The following is a 15,055-nucleotide window of genomic DNA, read 5'->3' as shown; positions in this document are numbered from 1 at the left end:
GGGCCCAGGCACAGCGACACGCACCGGCACCGGCACCGGCACCGGCACCTGATCGGTCAGGGCACGGGCCACGGCGGCGGCCCGGCGCCGGACCGCTGTCGGTGGCCTCGTGGATGCTCGGGCCATGGACACCGCCACCCTGCTCCTGGCCCTCGCGCTGCTGCTGCTCGGGCTCGTCCTCGGCGGGCTGCTCGGCGTCGCCTGGGCCCGTCGTACGGCGGGCGAGGAGGCGGCGACGACCGTGCGCACCGCGCTCCCGGCCGCCCTCGGCGCGCTCGAGCGACGCGCCGCCGGCGACGCCGCCGTGCAGGAGGGCCTGCGCCGCCTGGGGGCGCAGGTCGACGAGCTGGACCGCGCCCGGGCCGAGACCCGGGGCGAGCTGCGGGCCCAGGTCGCCGAGATCACCCGCAGCACCGAGGCGCTGCGCCGCGAGACCGGGTCGCTCGCGACCGCGCTGCGCCGACCGCAGGTCCGCGGCCGGTGGGGCGAGCTCCACCTGCGGCGCGCCGTCGAGCTGGCCGGCCTGGTCGACCGCTGCGACTTCACCGAGCAGGCGCAGGTCGCCGGCGGCGCGCTGCGCCCCGACCTCGTCGTGCACCTCGCGGGCGGCCGCTCGGTGGTCGTCGACGCCAAGGCCACGCTCGACGCGTTCCTCGACGCCGGCGAGGCCGACGACCCCGAGGAGCAGGAGGCCCACCTGCGCCGCCACGCCCGCCAGCTGCGCGGCCACGTCGACGCGCTGGCGGCCAAGGCCTACTGGCGGGCGGTGCCGGAGAGCACCGAGTTCGTCGTGCTGTTCGTGCCGGCCGAAGGCGTGCTCGCGGCCGCGCTCGAGAGCGACCGCGAGCTGCTCGAGCACGCCGCCGCCCGCCACGTCGTGCTCGCCAGCCCGACCACGCTGGTCGCGCTGCTCCGCACGGTGGCGCAGGGGTGGCGCCACGAGGCGCTGACGACCCAGGCCGCCGAGGTCCAGCGCCTCGGTCGCGAGCTGCACGAGCGCCTGGGCGTCGTGACCGGCCACCTCGACCGGGTCGGTCGCTCGCTGACCTCGACGGTCACCGCGTGGAACGCCGCCGTCGGGTCCCTCGAGGGCCGCGTGCTGGTGACCGCCCGACGGCTGGGCGACCTCGGCGTGACCGACGGCGAGCTCGCGCCGCCCCGCCAGGTCGAGGTCGTCCCACGGGCCCTCGCGGCCGACGCCACCGATCCCGCCGACCCCGCCGACCCGGCGCGTCGTCCCCGCAGCGCGTGAGACCCGCGCCTAGGTTGACCCCCGTGGGCCCTGACGTGGCGACCCGGACCCCGGAGGTCACCCGGCCTCCGGTGCTCCTGGCCGCCCCGGCGCTGGCGGTCGCCGGGCTGCTCGTCGACCTGGCCCTGGGTGGCGACGTGGGCCTGGTCTTCGGCCTGGTCTTCGTGACCGCCTGCACCGCGCTCGGCCTGCTCGCCGACCCGCGCCGCTTCTACGTCGCCGCGCTCGTGCCCCCGACCACGATGCTCGCCTGCCTGCTCGTGCTGGGGGTGGCGGCGCCCGCCGCGCTCGGCGTCCCGGACGCCGGTCCGGTGGCCGGGGTCGTCGCCGGCTTCGCGCACCACAGCTGGGCGCTCGGGGTCGGCTACCTGGTCGCGCTGGCCGGGCTGGGACTGCGGCTGCGGCTCCCCGTCACCCGGTGAGCTCGAGGCTGGCGCGCTCGATCGCCTCGGGCGAGAGCACGTGTGCGATCGCCATCGCGGCCGCACCGAGGATGCCCGACCGCTCCCCCGCGGCGGACGGGACGATCCTCAGGTGCTCGGTGGCCAGGGGCAGCGAGCGCGAGTAGACGACCTCGCGGATGCCCGCGATCAGCTGCTCCCCGGCGAGCGCGGTCGAGCCCCCCACCACGACGACGCCGGGGTTGACGAAGTTCACGATCATCGCGACCACCTCGCCGAGGTCGCGGCCGGCCTGCCGGACCACCTGCACCGCGTCGAGGTCGCCCCCGCGGACCCGGGCGACGACGTCGGGCACCGCGCAGCCCAGCGTCGCCGCCAGCGCCGGGAGGCCCGCGACGGCCTCGAGGCAGCCCTCGTTGCCACAGCGGCAGAGCACGCCGTCGGCGCGGGAGACCCGGATGTGGCCGACGTCCCCGGCGGTGCCCTGGGCGCCGCGCTGCAGCTCGCCGCCGGAGATGATGCCGGCCCCGATGCCGGTGGAGACCTTGATCAGCACGAGGTCGGCCACCTCGGGCAGGTGGGTGTGCCGCTCGCCGAGGGCCATGATGTTGACGTCGTTGTCGATCAGCACCGGCACGCGGAAGCGGCGCTGCACGTGCGCGGGCACGTCGTAGGCGTCCCAGCCGGGCATGATCGGCGGGTTGATCGCCCGGCCCGTGGAGTGCTCGACCGGTCCCGGCAGGCCGATCCCGATCGCGGCCAGGTCGGCACCGGGTCGCCCCTGCTCGGCCAGCAGCGCCGAGATCGCGTCCGCGACCCAGCCGAGCACGTGGTCGGGGCCGGCGGCGATGTCGAGGTCGGCCCGCGTCTCGGCGATCACGGTGCCGGTGAGGTCGGCGAGGCCGGCCCGCGCGTGGGTGGCCCCGAGGTCGACGCCCGCGACGAGCCGCGCCGACGGGTTGAGGGCGAGCAGCGACGGCGGGCGGCCGCCGGTGGAGACCGCGTCGCCGTACGGCGCGACCAGCCCGAGGCGCATCAGCACGTCGACGCGGGCCGCCACGGTCGAGCGGGCGAGGCCGGTCACCTCCACCAGCTGGGCGCGCGTGCGGGGCTGCCCGTCACGCAGCAGCGCGAACACGTCCCCGGCTCTCACGGTGCGGATTGAACCACCGCCGACTTGTGGACGTCCAGTAGTCGACTTCTGACGGGGGGTCGACAAAAGCCTGTGGCGGGTGCCACAGTGCCGCCGTGACCACGAGCAGCAGCCCCGTCCTCCGCGTCCGCGGAGTCACGAAGGCCTTCCACGGCAACGTCGTGCTGCGCGACGCCGACCTCGACCTCCACCCCGGGCAGGTGCTCGGGCTGGTGGGCGAGAACGGCGCCGGCAAGTCGACGCTGATGAAGGTCCTCGCCGGCGTCCACTCCCCGAGCTCCGGCACGGTCGAGGTCGACGGGCGGCCCGTCGTCTTCGGCCACCCGGTCCAGGCCCAGCGGGCCGGCATCTCGACGGTGTTCCAGGAGTTCAACCTCCTGGGCGAGCGCACCGTCGCCGAGAACGTCTGGCTCGGTCGCGAGCCCCGCCGCCGCGGGCTGGTGGACGTCGCCACGATGGTCCGCGACACCACCGCCCTGCTCGCCGACCTCGGCGTCACGGGCCTCGACGCCACGCGCCGCGTCCGCAGCCTCTCGGTCGCCGAGCAGCAGGTGGTGGAGATCGCCAAGGCCACCAGCCTCGACGCCCGCGTGATCCAGATGGACGAGCCGACCGCGGCCCTGGCCGACCACGAGGTCGCCCTCCTCTACTCGATCATCCGCACGCTGACCGCCCGCGGTGTAGCGATCGTCTACGTCTCGCACCGCCTCACGGAGATCTTCGACCTCTGCGACGTCGTGACCGTCCTCAAGGACGGCGCCCAGGTCGCCACCGAGCCGATCGCCGAGCTCGACGAGGCGCGCCTGGTGCGCCTCATGGTCGGCCGCACCCTCGAGGCGTTCTTCCCCGACCCGATCGACGGCACCGCCCCGGGCGAGGCCCGCCTCGAGCTCCGCGGCGCCGGCAACGGCTACGTCGACGGCGTCGACCTCACCCTCCGCGCGGGCGAGATCGTCGGCGTCGCGGGGCTGCAGGGCTCCGGCCGCACCGAGCTGCTGGAGGCCGTGTTCGGCGTCACGCCGCTCACCCGCGGCGAGATGGTCCTGGCCGGCCGCGCGGTCCGCCCGCGCAGCCCCCGCCAAGCGGTCCGCGCCGGCCTGGCGCTGATCACCGAGGACCGCAAGGCCACCGGGCTCGCGCTCCACCAGTCGATCCTCGACAACACCCTCGGGGTCGTCCGCGCGGTGTTCCCCCGCCGCACCGCGGCGGCGCGCCGCGGCGTCCCCACCCTCCTCGCGACGCTGGCGGTCTCCGCCCGGGCCCTGTCGCAGGAGGTGCGCCTGCTCTCCGGCGGCAACCAGCAGAAGGTCGTCCTGGCCCGCTGGCTGGCCACCGACCCGGCCGTCGTGCTCATGGACGAGCCGACCCGCGGCGTCGACGTCGGCGCGAAGTACGCCATCTACGAGGTCATGCGCCGGCTCGCCGCCGACGGCAGGGCCGTCCTCATGGTCTCCAGCGAGCTGCCCGAGGTGATCGGCATGTCCGACCGGATCCTGGTGATGCGCGACGGCCGGCTGGCCGGCGAGCTGCCGCCGTCGTCCAGCGAGGAGGACGTCCTCGCCCTGGCGACCGGCGTGACGACCGGCGTGACGGCCGGTGCGACGACCGGTGCGACGACCGGGACGCAGGTGGCCTCGTGAGCCGCGTCCGCGTCACCTCGACCACGATCGTCTACGGCGTCCTGCTCGTGGTCGTCGTCGCCGCCGCGGTCGTCACCGCCGGCCGGGGCCGCAACTTCTTCAGCACCGGCAACCTCGACAACGTCCTGACCGCGACGACCATCCTCGGCCTGATCGCGATCGGGCAGACCCTGGTGATCCTGGTCGGCTCCCTCGACCTCTCCGTCCCGTACGTCGTGTCGCTCGCCAGCGTCGTGGGCGGCGGGATCATGGCCGGCCAGGCCGGGGGGATCGTCCCGGCGCTGCTGGTGACCCTGGTGGTCTGCGGCCTGGTCGGGGCGGTCAACGGGGCGATCGTCGCCGGCCTGCACGTGCACGGGTTCATCGCCACGCTCGGCACCGGCCTCGTGCTGTCGGGCTACCTGGGCAGCACCTACCAGGGCAGCTCGGGGCTCGCGGCCTTCGAGTGGCGCCTGCTGGACGCCACCCGCCTCGGCCCGGTCCCGATGGCCTTCCTGCTCATGCTCGGCTGCGCCGGGCTCGCGGTGCTCGTGCTGCGCCGCACCCGCCTGGGCCACCACCTGTACGCCGTCGGCGGCAACAGCGAGGTCGCCCGGATGTCGGGCCTGCGCACCGCCGTGCCGGTCGTGGTCGCCCACACGACGTGCTCGGTGCTCTCCGGGCTCGCGGGTCTGGTCCTGCTCGCACGCCTGGGTGTCGGCCAGCCCACCGTCGGCTCCCAGGGCGGCTACGACCTGATGTCGATCGCGGCCGTCGTCCTCGGCGGCACGCTGCTCGCCGGCGGCAAGGGCAACATCGCCGGCACCCTCGCGGGGGTCGCGATCTTCGCGGTCCTCGACAACGCGATGGGCGTCATGGAGCTCAACCCGTTCCTCAAGGACGTCGTCCGCGGCGTCGTCATCGTCGTCGCGGTCGCGGTCTACGCCCGCCGCGAGCTCGACCGCCGTCCCGCCCGATTCGACCGGCCGTCGGCCGGCGACGCTCCCCCGGCACCTCCTCCGGGCGCCGCGACGCCCGCCGGGACGACCGACAAGACCCTGGAGGCCTCCCGATGAGTGCTCCCGCCACGACGCCCACCGGCGAGGGGGCCCGCCGGGCCACCCCGACGGTGCCCGCGCACTCGGGCGGCCTGGGCCGCCGGATCAGCGTCGGGCTCGTCACCCCCGGCGGCGCGGTGTTCGTGCTGGTCGCGCTGCTGCTGGTCGCGATCATGCTGACCAACCCCAACTTCACCGACCCGGGCGCCCTGATCCGCTTCGTGGGCCGCACCGCCCCGATCGCCATCGCCGCGATGGGCCAGTTCTACGTGATCGTCTCCGGGGAGTTCGACCTCTCCATGGCCGCGGTGATCGCGACCCAGGTCGTCATCGCCGGCAATGTGATCGGGCTCGAGGACTCCCGGATCCTGCCGGGCCTCGTGCTGATGCTGGTGGTCGGCGCGGCGATCGGCCTCGTCAACGGCCTGGCCACGACCCTGCTGCGGGTCCCCAGCTTCATCGTGACCCTCGGCATGATGCTCGCGCTGACGGGCCTGGTCCGCTACGTGACCGGCGGTGCCGCCACCGGCAACCCCACCGAGACCTTCCGCGACATCGGCCGCAGCGGCATCGAGGGGATCCCCGTCCTGGAGATCCTCCCCTGGTCCGTGGTCGTGCTCGCGGTCGTCGCCGCCGCCTCGGCATGGCTGATGCGCCGCCCGTTCGGCCGCACGCTCGTCGCCGCCGGCGACAACCCCGACGCCCTCGCTCACGCCGGCGCCTCGCTGTGGTGGGTCAAGACCCGCGCGTTCGTCCTGTCCTCGCTGTCGGCGACCCTCGCCGGGATCCTGCTCGTCGGCTACGCCGGCGTGCACCCCTCCGTCGGCGCGGGCTACGAGTTCACCGCGATCACCGCCGTCGTCCTCGGCGGCGTGGTCCTCGGCGGCGGGCGCGGCTGGGTCCTGTCGGCCGCGGCGGGCGCCTTCGCCCTGGAGCTGCTGTTCCTCCTGCTGACCGCCCTCGGCGTCGAGGCCACGTGGCGCGACACCGTCCAGGGCCTGATCATCATCGCCGCCGTCGCGCTGGCCGCCCGCACCTGGAGCGGCGTACGACGCCCCCGGGCCGCCCCGTCCGAGCCCACCCCCGAGCCCACCCCCGAGCCCACCCAGAGCACCACCGAAGGAGACCGCTGATGCGCATCACCCACCGAGCCGTGAAGGGAGCCCTGGCCACCGCGGCGACCGTCGTCCTCCTCGCCGGGTGCAGCACGGACAGCATCGAGGAGCCGACTGAGGCGTCCGGGGACGACGCCGCCCAGGAGGCCGGCTCCGAGGAGCAGTCGGAGTTCTTCAGCGCCGAGGACCTGGCGACGCAGGACGAGCAGCGCTCGGCCACGTTCGAGGGCGACGAGGCCACCCCGTGGCTGCAGTACCTCGACGGCGAGATGACCGACACCTCCCAGTACGCCGCGAACGGCGCCCAGAAGGCCTGCTTCGCCAACGCCTCGATCTCCAACCCGTGGCGCCAGACCGGCTTCATCACGATGCAGCAGCAGCTCGAGGTGCTCGTCGACGAGGGCGTGATCTCCGAGATGGAGGTGCGTGACGCGCAGGACACCGACGAGACGCAGATCGCCGACATCGACTACTTCATCGACGAGGGCAACTGCGACGCGTTCGTCATCTCGCCGAACTCCACGGCCGCGATGACCCCCGCCGTCGAGCGCGCCTGCGAGACCGGCAAGCCCGTCGTCGTCTTCGACCGCGGCGTCGAGACCGACTGCGCGACCACCTTCATCCACCCCATCGGCGGCTACGCCTGGGGCCTCGACACCGCCGAGTTCCTCTCGGAGAACCTCGAGGAGGGCGACCGCGTGATCGCGCTGCGCATCCTCCCGGGCGTCGACGTCCTCGAGACCCGCTGGGCCGCCGCCGAGCAGGTCTTCTCCGAGAACGGCATCGAGGCGGAGGACTTCTTCACCGAGGCCGACCCGACCCGCATCAAGCAGATCGTCACCGACGCCATCAACTCCGGCGAGGTCGACGGCATCTGGATGGACGCCGGCGACGGCGCGGTGGCCGCCGTCGAGGCGTTCGAGGACGCCGGCGTCGACTACCCGGTGATGACCGGCGAGGACGAGATGAGCTTCCTGCGCAAGTGGGAGGAGACCGGCATGACCGCGCTGGCCCCCGTCTACTCGAACTTCCAGTGGCGCACCCCGCTGCTGGCGCTCGAGAGGATCTTCGCCGGCGAGGAGGTGCCGAAGGAGTGGGTGCTCCCGCAGACCCCGATCACCGAGGACGAGCGCGCCGGGTTCCTCGAGGCCAACGAGGGCATGCCCGACGGTCACTACGCCAAGTTCGGCGGCGAGGACCTGCCCGGGTTCCCCGACGCGTGGATGGACCGCTGATCCGATGCTCCTCGGCGTCAACACCTGGGTCTGGGTCTCGCCCCTGACCGACGAGGACCTCGACGGGGTCCTGGGCCACGTCGCGGACCTCGGGTTCGACGCCGTCGAGCTGCCGCTGGAGCGGCCCGGACTCCTCTCGGTCGAGAGGGTCCGGGCCGCCCTGGCGGCGCACGACCTGCAGCCCTACGTGGTCGGCGCCATGGCGCCCGGCCGCGACCTCGTCGCCGCCCCGCCCGACACGGTGGCCGCCACGCAGGACTACCTGCGCGCCTGCGTCGACCTGGCCGCCGGCATCGGGGCGCCGAGCGTGTGCGGGCCGTTCTACGCCGCCACGGGCCGCACCTGGCGCCTGGATGCCGACGAGCGCGCCGCGGCGTACGCCGAGTGGCGCGAGCACCTCGCCCCGGTGGTCGAGCACGCCGTCGCCCGCGGCGTCCGCCTCGGGGTGGAACCGCTCAACCGCTACGAGACCTCGCTGGTCAACACCGTCGACCAGGCCCTCACCGGCCTCGACGGGCTGCTCGGCGAGGGCCTCGGGCTGGCGCTCGACACCTACCACCTCCACCTCGAGGAGCGGTCGTCGGCCGAGGCCGTCCGCGCGGCCGGCGGGCACCTGGTCCACGTGCAGGTCTGCGGCAACGACCGGGGCGCCCCCGGGGGCGACCAGACCGACTGGGACGGTGTCCTCGACGCGCTGGACGACGTCGGCTACCGCGGCCCCCTGGTGATCGAGAGCTTCACCGCCGACAACGAGACCATCGCCACCGCCGCCTCCGTGTGGCGGCCCCTGGCGCCGACCCAGGACGACCTGGCCCGTGACGGGCTGGCCTTCCTGCGGCAGTGCCTGACCTGGAGGAACGAACCGTGAACGAGAGCCTGGGGGTCGCCGTCGTCGGCCACTCCTTCATGGGCAAGGCCCACTCCAACGCCTGGCGCAACGTCGGCGCGTTCCACCCGGGGCTGCCCCGCGTGCGCCAGCAGGTGCTGGTCGGGCGCGACGAGGGCCGCACCAAGGAGGCCGCGGAGCGCTACGGCTGGGCCGAGGCCGCCACCGACTGGCGGACGGTCGTCGAGCGCGACGACGTGCAGGTCGTCGACGTCTGCACCCCCGGGCACCTGCACCACGAGATCGCCCTCGCGGCGCTGCGCGCCGGCAAGCACGTGCTGGTCGAGAAGCCGCTGACCAACACCGTCGCGGAGTCCGAGGAGCTGGTGGCCGCCGCTGCGGCCGCGCCCGGGCAGGTCGCGATGGTCGGGTTCAACTACCGCCGCGTGCCCGCGCTCGCGCTGGCCCGCCACTGGGTCGCCGAGGGCCGGATCGGACGGGTGCGCCACGTCCGGGCGGCCTACCTGCAGGACTGGCTGGTCGACGCCGAGGCCCCGATGACGTGGCGCCTGCGGGCCGACGAGGCCGGCACCGGCGTGCTCGGGGACCTCGGGTCGCACGTGGTCGACCAGCTGCGCCACCTGCTCGGCGCCGACGGCGAGGCCGCCTGGGCGTCGGGCCACCTGACGACGTTCGTGCCGACCCGTCCCGGGCCGGAGGGCCCCGAGAGCGTGACCGTGGACGACGCCGCGTGGTTCACCCTGGGCCTGGCCGGCGGCGCCGTCGCGTCGGTGGAGTGCTCACGGATGGCGACCGGCCGCAAGAACGCGCTGCGCCTGGAGCTGTACGGCGAGTCCGGGTCGATCACGTTCGACCTCGAGCGCCTCAACGAGCTGACGGTCGAGACCGGCGGCGGCGACGCCCGCGTGCTCGTCACCGAGACCGACCACCCCTACCTCGACGCCTGGTGGCCGCCCGGCCACACGCTGGGCTGGGACTCGACGTTCACCTCCCAGGCCGCGGACCTGCTGGCCGCGATCGGGTCCGGCGGGCCGGTCGCCCCGTCGTTCGCCGACGGGCTCGCCGTCCAGCGGGTGCTCGACGCCGTCGCCGGCAGCGCCGCGCACGACGGCACGCGCGTCCACCTCTGACCGGCCCCGCTCCCCCACCCCGACCCCGAGGAGACCCCATGGGCAAGCGCTTCACCCTGTTCACCGGCCAGTGGACCGACCTGACCCTCGACGAGGTGGCGGGCCTCGCCGCCGGGTGGGGGTACGACGGGCTCGAGATCGCGGTCTCCGGCGAGCACCTCGACGCCGCCCGCTGGGACGACGCCGACTACGTCGCCGAGCGGCTCGGCATCCTCGAGAAGCACGGGCTCGGCTGCTGGGCGATCTCCAACCACCTCAAGGGCCAGGCGGTCTGCGACGACCCGATCGACGAGCGGCACCGCTCCATCGTCGGCGCGGCCGTGTGGGGCGACGGCGACCCGGAGGGGGTGAGGCAGCGGGCCGCCCAGGACGTCGCCGACACCGCCCGGCTCGCCCGGGCGATGGGCGTGGACACCGTCGTCGGCTTCACCGGCTCCTCGATCTGGCAGTACGTCGCGATGTTCCCGCCGGTGCCGTCCTCGCGCATCGAGGCCGGCTTCACCGACTTCGCGGACCGGTGGAACCCGATCCTCGACGTGTTCGACTCCTGCGGCGTCCGCTTCGCCCACGAGGTGCACCCCTCCGAGATCGCCTACGACTTCTGGTCCACCCAGCGCGCGCTGGAGGCCGTGGGCCACCGGGAGGCGTTCGGCCTGAACTGGGACCCCAGCCACATGGTCTGGCAGGGCCTCGACGTCGTCGCGTTCATCACCGACTTCGCCGACCGGATCTACCACGTCGACTGCAAGGACACGCGGATGCGCATGGGGGGCGGCCGCAACGGGATCCTGTCGTCGCACCTGCCCTGGGGCGACCAGCACCGCGGCTGGGACTTCGTGTCGACCGGCCGCGGGGACGTGCCGTGGGAGGATGCGTTCCGGGCCTTGGCGCGGATCGGCTACGACGGCCCGGTCTCGGTCGAGTGGGAGGACGCCGGGATGGACCGGCTCCGGGGCGCCGCCGAGGCGCTGGAGTTCCTGCGCCGCTTCGACTTCGACCTGCCGGCCGCGTCGTTCGACGCGGCGTTCGAGCAGGGCTAGCCCTGCTCGAACCGCTCCGGGTCGCCGGAGCCGACGCGCAGCACCTCGGGCACGTCGTCGGAGAAGTCGACGACGGTGGTCGGGGCGGCGATGACCTCGCCGCACTCGAGCACGAGGTCGACGGCGTGGTCGAGGTCCTCCTTGACCTCCCAGCCCATCGTGCGGGCCTCGGTCTCGCCGGGGAGGATCAGCGTCGAGGACAGGATCGGCTCCCCCAGGCCCTCCAGCAGCGCGGAGACCAGCGGGTGCGCCGGGATCCGGACCCCCACGGTCTTCTTCCGGGGGTGCATCAGCCGGCGCGGCACCTCGCGGGTCGCGGGCAGGATGAACGTGTAGGGCCCCGGCGTGCTGGCCTTGATCGCCCGGAACGCGGCGTTCGGCACGTGCACGAACTGGCCCAGCTGGCTGAAGTCGCGGCACACGAGGGTGAAGTCGTGACGGTCGTCGAGACCGCGGATGCGCAGGATGCGGTCGCGGCCCTCACGGTTGTCGAGCGCCGAGCCGAGGGCGTAGCCGGAGTCCGTCGGATAGGCGATCAGCGCGCCGTCGCCGAGCGCCTCGACCACCTGCGCGACCAGCCGCGGCTGGGGGTCGACCGGGTGGAGGTCGACGTACCGCGCCATCAGGCCCCGGCGCTCGGACCGGAGCCGGCGCCCGCCTCGCGGGCGGCCGCGGCGTCGCGGGCCTTCATGTCGCGGCGCAGCTCCGGCGGCAGGGCGAAGATCAGCGACTCCTCGGCGGTGTGCACCGCGCGCGCGTCGGGGTAGCCGCGCTCGGCGAGGTAGGCCAGCACGCCCTCGACCAGCGACTCGGGCACCGACGCCCCCGAGGTGACGCTCACGGTCGCGACACCGTCCAGCCAGGCCTCGTCGATCTCGCCGGCGTCGTCCACGCGGTACGCCGCCTTCGCGCCCGCCTCGAGGGCGACCTCGGCCAGGCGCACGGAGTTCGAGGAGTTCGCGGAGCCGACGACGATGACGAGGTCGGCGTCCTTGCCGATCTCCTTGATCGCGAGCTGGCGGTTCTGCGTGGCGTAGCAGATGTCGTCGCTGGGCGGGTCGATGAGCGCGGGGAACCGCTCGCGGATGGCCGCGACGATCTCGAGGGTCTCGTCGACCGACAGCGTGGTCTGCGAGAGCCAGGCGACCTTCTCGGGGTCACGGACCTCCAGGCCGGCGACGTCCGCCGGCGTCTGCACGAGCTGGGTGCGCTCCGGGGCCTCCCCGGCCGTGCCCTCGACCTCCTCGTGGCCCTCGTGGCCGATCAGCAGGATGTCGTAGTCCTCGGCGGCGAAGCGGCGGGCCTCGTGGTGGACCTTCGTCACCAGCGGGCAGGTCGCGTCGATGGCCTTGAGGTCGCGCTCGGCGGCCTGGCGGTGCACCTCGGGGCTGACGCCGTGGGCCGAGAAGACCACGGTGGACCCCGCGGGCACCTCGGCGATCTCCTCGACGAAGATCGCGCCGCGGGACTCCAGGTCGGAGACGACGTGCTTGTTGTGCACGATCTGCTTGCGCACGTAGACCGGCGCGCCGTAGAGGTCCAGCGCCTGCTCGACCGTGATGACGGCACGGTCCACGCCCGCGCAGTAGCCGCGGGGCGCGGCCAGGAGGACGGCGCGCTCGGCCTCGTCGGCCGGCAGGACGGCCGGGGTGCCCAGGTCGATGCTCATGGGCCCAGTCTAGGCAACCGGGGTGTGCCGCTCCCCGGTCGCGCCCGCGGCGGCCGGACCCGCCGGCGCCCGGTGGCGCAGCAGCCCCGCGCGGTGCAGGACCCAGCCGGCGGCGGTGAGCGTCGTGACGAGGGTGAGGGCCACCGTCTCCGGGGTGGGACCCAGCAGCGGCGGCACGACGAAGCCGGGGGCGGCGAGCAGCCCGACCCCGACCAGGTCGGCCATCGTCAGGTCCGACCCGGCCCCGTCGTGCGCCTCGCGCCTCGTGTCCATGGGACCAAATCTAGAGCATCTTTATCAACTTTGTCACTGGCGTTCGCGCTCCCGCGGCCCCGGGCGACCGGCGGTGTCGGAGCCGGGCCCTAGGGTTCCGGTGTGGCCCTGGAGACGTCAGCGGACGCACCGGCGCCGGTGCGGCAGGTGACCACGCTCGTCGGCCAGTGGATCGGTCGGCTCGGGGCGGTGTGGGTCGAGGGCCAGGTCGCCCAGCTCAACCGGCGCGCCGGGTCCGGCACGGTCTTCCTCACGCTGCGCGACACGCTCGCCGACGTCAGCGTCACCGTGACCTGCCCGCGCGCCACCCTCGACGCCATGTCGCCCCCGCTGGTCGAGGGCGCGAGCGTCGTCGTCCACGCGAAGCCCAGCTTCTACGCCGCCCGCGGCAGCTTCAGCCTCCAGGCCCGCGAGCTGCGGATGGTCGGTCTCGGCGAGCTGCTCGCCCGGCTGGAGCGGCTGCGCCAGCTGCTCGCGGCGGAGGGGCTCTTCGCCCCCGAGCGCAAGCGCCCCCTGCCCTTCCTGCCGCGCAGCGTCGGCCTCGTCACCTCCTCCGGCTCGGCCGCGGAGCGGGACGTCGTCGACAACGCACGCCGACGCTGGCCCGGCGTCCACGTCACCCCGGCGTACGCGACGATGCAGGGTCCGCGCTGCGCGACCGAGGTGATCGAGGCGCTGCGCCGACTCGACCGGGACCCCGGCGTCGACGTCGTGGTGGTCGCCCGTGGCGGCGGGTCGACGGAGGACCTGCTGCCCTTCTCCGACGAGGGCGTCGTGCGCGCCGTGTCGGCGATGAGCACGCCGGTGGTCTCGGCGATCGGCCACGAGCAGGACACACCGCTGCTCGACCTGGTCGCCGACCTCCGCGCCTCGACGCCGACCGACGCCGCGCGGCGGGTCGTGCCCGACCTCGCCCAGGAGCTCGCCGGCGTCGCCGCCACCCGCGACCGCGCCCGCGACCTCGTGCTCCGATCGGTCGAGCGGGAGCAGGAGCTGCTCGACCGGCTCCGGTCCCGCCCCGCGATGGCGGACCCGCGGACCCTGCTCGCGGCCCGGGGCGAGGAGGTCTCCGCGCTGCGCGACCGGGCCCGCCGCACCCTCCGCCACCGGCTCGACCGGGCGGCCGACGACGTCGCCCACCGCCGCGCAAGGGCCCGGGCGCTCTCGCCGCTGGAGACCCTGCGGCGGGGGTACGCCGTCGTCACCGACGCCGCCGGTCACGTGCCGGCAGGCGTCGACGAGCTGCCCGTCGGGACCACCGTGACCGTCCGGCTCGCCGACGGCCGCATCCACGCCACCACCACCGCGGTGGAGAAGGAGGAGTCGTGAGCACGAGCCAGCCTGAACCCGACACGGGTGACGACACCGGGCCCGAGGAGGCGCTCGGTTACGAGGCCGCCCGCGAGCAGCTGGTCGACACCGTCGCGCAGCTGGAGTCCGGCGGCACCACCCTCGAGGAGTCCCTGGCGCTGTGGGAGCGGGCCGAGCACCTCGCCCGCACCTGCCAGACCTTCCTCGACGGCGCCCGCACCCGCCTCGACGCCGTCCTCGACGACGAGGCCTGAAGCCCCGCCGGAGACGGTCGGGACCACCCGCACGCCCGTCCGTGGACTAGCGGATCGGCTCCAGGGTCAGCAGGCCGAGGAACTCGCGGACGTCCTCGTCGGGCGCGGAGCCGTGGACGAGCACCTCCTGGCCGTCGATCTCGGCGGCGTAGGCCACGTCGGAGGAGTCGGTCCACTCCTCCCAGGTGTCCCCGATCGCGCTGTCGACCGTCACCTCGCCCTGGGACTCGGCGTCCTCGTCGAGCCACAGCTCGAGCAGGTCGTCGCGCGACCCGCCGCCCTGCTGCACGCCGAGGAACTCGCGCTCGTCGGTCAGCACCCCGAGGGCCCACACGGTCCGCTCCGTGCCCGGCTCGAGGTCGACCGACGTCGCCTCCCACCCCTCGGGCAGCTCGACGGGGTAGATCGGCTCGAAGTCGCCGTCCTGCGCGAGCTCGACGGTCTCCCGGTAGTCGACCGGCCGGACCGGCTGGAAGTCGTTGTCGCGGAACAGTCCGCGCCACGCGACGAAGGCGAGGACGACGACCACCAGCACGACCATGGCGCCCACGAGCCCCCCGAAGGACCGCTGGTACCGACCCGGCCGACCCGCACTCGCTTGGCTCACGTGCCCATTGTCCCCACGCGACCCCACCGCCGTGTCGACACCTCGTCCCGACAGCCCCACGGAGGGTGTGTCCCGCTCGCCGGGACCTGGT

16 protein-coding genes are annotated in these 15,055 nt (G+C 74.5%); 11 read left to right on the top strand and 5 right to left on the bottom strand.

Features of this window, described 5'->3' with window-relative positions:
- Positions 1–124 precede the first annotated feature (124 nt).
- Positions 125–1,252 carry a DNA recombination protein RmuC gene (locus tag ABD158_RS09785; RefSeq protein WP_344006576.1) on the top strand — a complete coding sequence of 376 codons (1,128 nt, stop codon included), beginning with the start codon at positions 125–127 and terminating at the stop codon, positions 1,250–1,252.
- 23 nt (positions 1,253–1,275) lie between these two features.
- The gene (locus ABD158_RS09780) at positions 1,276–1,674 is read left to right on the top strand and encodes a DUF6542 domain-containing protein (protein ID WP_344006574.1); all 399 of its coding nucleotides are present in this window, start codon (positions 1,276–1,278) and stop codon (positions 1,672–1,674) included.
- Here the strand turns inward: ABD158_RS09780 and ABD158_RS09775 are convergent.
- The gene (locus ABD158_RS09775) at positions 1,664–2,806 is read right to left on the bottom strand and encodes an ROK family protein (protein WP_344006572.1); all 1,143 of its coding nucleotides are present in this window, start codon (positions 2,804–2,806) and stop codon (positions 1,664–1,666) included. The genes ABD158_RS09780 and ABD158_RS09775 overlap by 11 nt on opposite strands.
- A gap of 95 nt (positions 2,807–2,901) precedes the next feature.
- Here ABD158_RS09775 and ABD158_RS09770 point away from each other — a divergent pair, with 95 nt between their 5' ends.
- From ABD158_RS09770 to ABD158_RS09740, 7 genes are read left to right on the top strand one after another with little or no spacing between them, the layout of a single operon-like run.
- The gene (locus ABD158_RS09770; protein WP_344006570.1) at positions 2,902–4,446 is read left to right on the top strand and encodes a sugar ABC transporter ATP-binding protein; all 1,545 of its coding nucleotides are present in this window, start codon (positions 2,902–2,904) and stop codon (positions 4,444–4,446) included.
- Entirely contained in the window at positions 4,443–5,501 is a 1,059-nt protein-coding gene (locus ABD158_RS09765; RefSeq protein ID WP_344006568.1) for an ABC transporter permease, read from the top strand. Before ABD158_RS09770 ends, ABD158_RS09765 begins: the two co-directional genes overlap by 4 nt.
- Entirely contained in the window at positions 5,498–6,616 is a 1,119-nt protein-coding gene (locus ABD158_RS09760) for an ABC transporter permease (RefSeq protein WP_344006566.1), read from the top strand. Before ABD158_RS09765 ends, ABD158_RS09760 begins: the two co-directional genes overlap by 4 nt.
- Entirely contained in the window at positions 6,616–7,833 is a 1,218-nt protein-coding gene (locus ABD158_RS09755) for a substrate-binding domain-containing protein (RefSeq protein ID WP_344006564.1), read from the top strand. Before ABD158_RS09760 ends, ABD158_RS09755 begins: the two co-directional genes overlap by 1 nt.
- 4 nt (positions 7,834–7,837) lie before the next feature.
- Positions 7,838–8,701 carry a sugar phosphate isomerase/epimerase family protein gene (locus ABD158_RS09750; RefSeq protein WP_344006562.1) on the top strand — a complete coding sequence of 288 codons (864 nt, stop codon included), beginning with the start codon at positions 7,838–7,840 and terminating at the stop codon, positions 8,699–8,701.
- Entirely contained in the window at positions 8,698–9,810 is a 1,113-nt protein-coding gene (locus ABD158_RS09745) for a Gfo/Idh/MocA family protein (protein ID WP_344006560.1), read from the top strand. Before ABD158_RS09750 ends, ABD158_RS09745 begins: the two co-directional genes overlap by 4 nt.
- Positions 9,811–9,848: 38 nt before the next feature.
- The gene (locus ABD158_RS09740; RefSeq protein ID WP_344006557.1) at positions 9,849–10,850 is read left to right on the top strand and encodes a sugar phosphate isomerase/epimerase family protein; all 1,002 of its coding nucleotides are present in this window, start codon (positions 9,849–9,851) and stop codon (positions 10,848–10,850) included.
- Here ABD158_RS09740 and ABD158_RS09735 read toward each other — a convergent pair.
- The 3 genes from ABD158_RS09735 to ABD158_RS09725 are packed head-to-tail and all read right to left on the bottom strand — an operon-like array spanning position 10,847 to position 12,792.
- A complete protein-coding gene (locus ABD158_RS09735) occupies positions 10,847–11,473 on the bottom strand; it encodes an L-threonylcarbamoyladenylate synthase (protein WP_344006554.1) in 627 nt (208 codons plus the stop codon). The genes ABD158_RS09740 and ABD158_RS09735 overlap by 4 nt on opposite strands.
- Entirely contained in the window at positions 11,473–12,519 is a 1,047-nt protein-coding gene (locus ABD158_RS09730; protein ID WP_344006552.1) for a 4-hydroxy-3-methylbut-2-enyl diphosphate reductase, read from the bottom strand. The genes ABD158_RS09735 and ABD158_RS09730 overlap by 1 nt, the downstream gene beginning before the upstream one ends.
- Positions 12,520–12,528: 9 nt before the next feature.
- Positions 12,529–12,792: a hypothetical protein gene (locus ABD158_RS09725; protein WP_344006550.1), complete on the bottom strand. Its 264-nt coding sequence runs from the start codon at positions 12,790–12,792 to the stop codon at positions 12,529–12,531.
- A gap of 102 nt (positions 12,793–12,894) precedes the next feature.
- Here ABD158_RS09725 and xseA point away from each other — a divergent pair, with 102 nt between their 5' ends.
- Positions 12,895–14,121, top strand: coding sequence for an exodeoxyribonuclease VII large subunit (xseA, locus tag ABD158_RS09720; protein ID WP_344006548.1), 1,227 nt, complete (start codon positions 12,895–12,897; stop codon positions 14,119–14,121).
- Positions 14,118–14,357 (top strand): exodeoxyribonuclease VII small subunit, encoded by a 240-nt coding sequence (locus tag ABD158_RS09715; protein ID WP_344006546.1) that lies wholly within the window; start codon positions 14,118–14,120, stop codon positions 14,355–14,357. Before xseA ends, ABD158_RS09715 begins: the two co-directional genes overlap by 4 nt.
- Before the next feature lie 46 nt (positions 14,358–14,403).
- On the opposite strand, the gene ABD158_RS09710 is transcribed toward ABD158_RS09715, so the two are convergent.
- The gene (locus ABD158_RS09710; protein ID WP_344006543.1) at positions 14,404–14,964 is read right to left on the bottom strand and encodes a DUF4245 domain-containing protein; all 561 of its coding nucleotides are present in this window, start codon (positions 14,962–14,964) and stop codon (positions 14,404–14,406) included.
- Positions 14,965–15,055 lie beyond the last annotated feature (91 nt).

This window comes from Nocardioides lentus (assembly GCF_039529515.1).
Taxonomy (GTDB): domain Bacteria; phylum Actinomycetota; class Actinomycetes; order Propionibacteriales; family Nocardioidaceae; genus Nocardioides; species Nocardioides lentus.
The sequence above is the reverse complement of the archived record's forward strand: the minus strand, read 5'-3'. Positions and strand labels throughout refer to the sequence as shown.

What these genes read in the sequence shown, in the direction of transcription:
- ABD158_RS09730 (WP_344006552.1), bottom strand. Translation starts at nt 12,519, where the DNA reads ATGAGCATCGACCTGGGCACCCCGGCCGTCCTGCCGGCCGACGAGGCC.
- ABD158_RS09740 (WP_344006557.1), top strand. Translation starts at nt 9,849, where the DNA reads ATGGGCAAGCGCTTCACCCTGTTCACCGGCCAGTGGACCGACCTGACC.
- ABD158_RS09785 (WP_344006576.1), top strand. Translation starts at nt 125, where the DNA reads ATGGACACCGCCACCCTGCTCCTGGCCCTCGCGCTGCTGCTGCTCGGG.
- ABD158_RS09735 (WP_344006554.1), bottom strand. Translation starts at nt 11,473, where the DNA reads ATGGCGCGGTACGTCGACCTCCACCCGGTCGACCCCCAGCCGCGGCTG.
- ABD158_RS09755 (WP_344006564.1), top strand. Translation starts at nt 6,616, where the DNA reads ATGCGCATCACCCACCGAGCCGTGAAGGGAGCCCTGGCCACCGCGGCG.
- ABD158_RS09760 (WP_344006566.1), top strand. Translation starts at nt 5,498, where the DNA reads ATGAGTGCTCCCGCCACGACGCCCACCGGCGAGGGGGCCCGCCGGGCC.
- ABD158_RS09750 (WP_344006562.1), top strand. Translation starts at nt 7,838, where the DNA reads ATGCTCCTCGGCGTCAACACCTGGGTCTGGGTCTCGCCCCTGACCGAC.
- ABD158_RS09725 (WP_344006550.1), bottom strand. Translation starts at nt 12,792, where the DNA reads ATGGACACGAGGCGCGAGGCGCACGACGGGGCCGGGTCGGACCTGACG.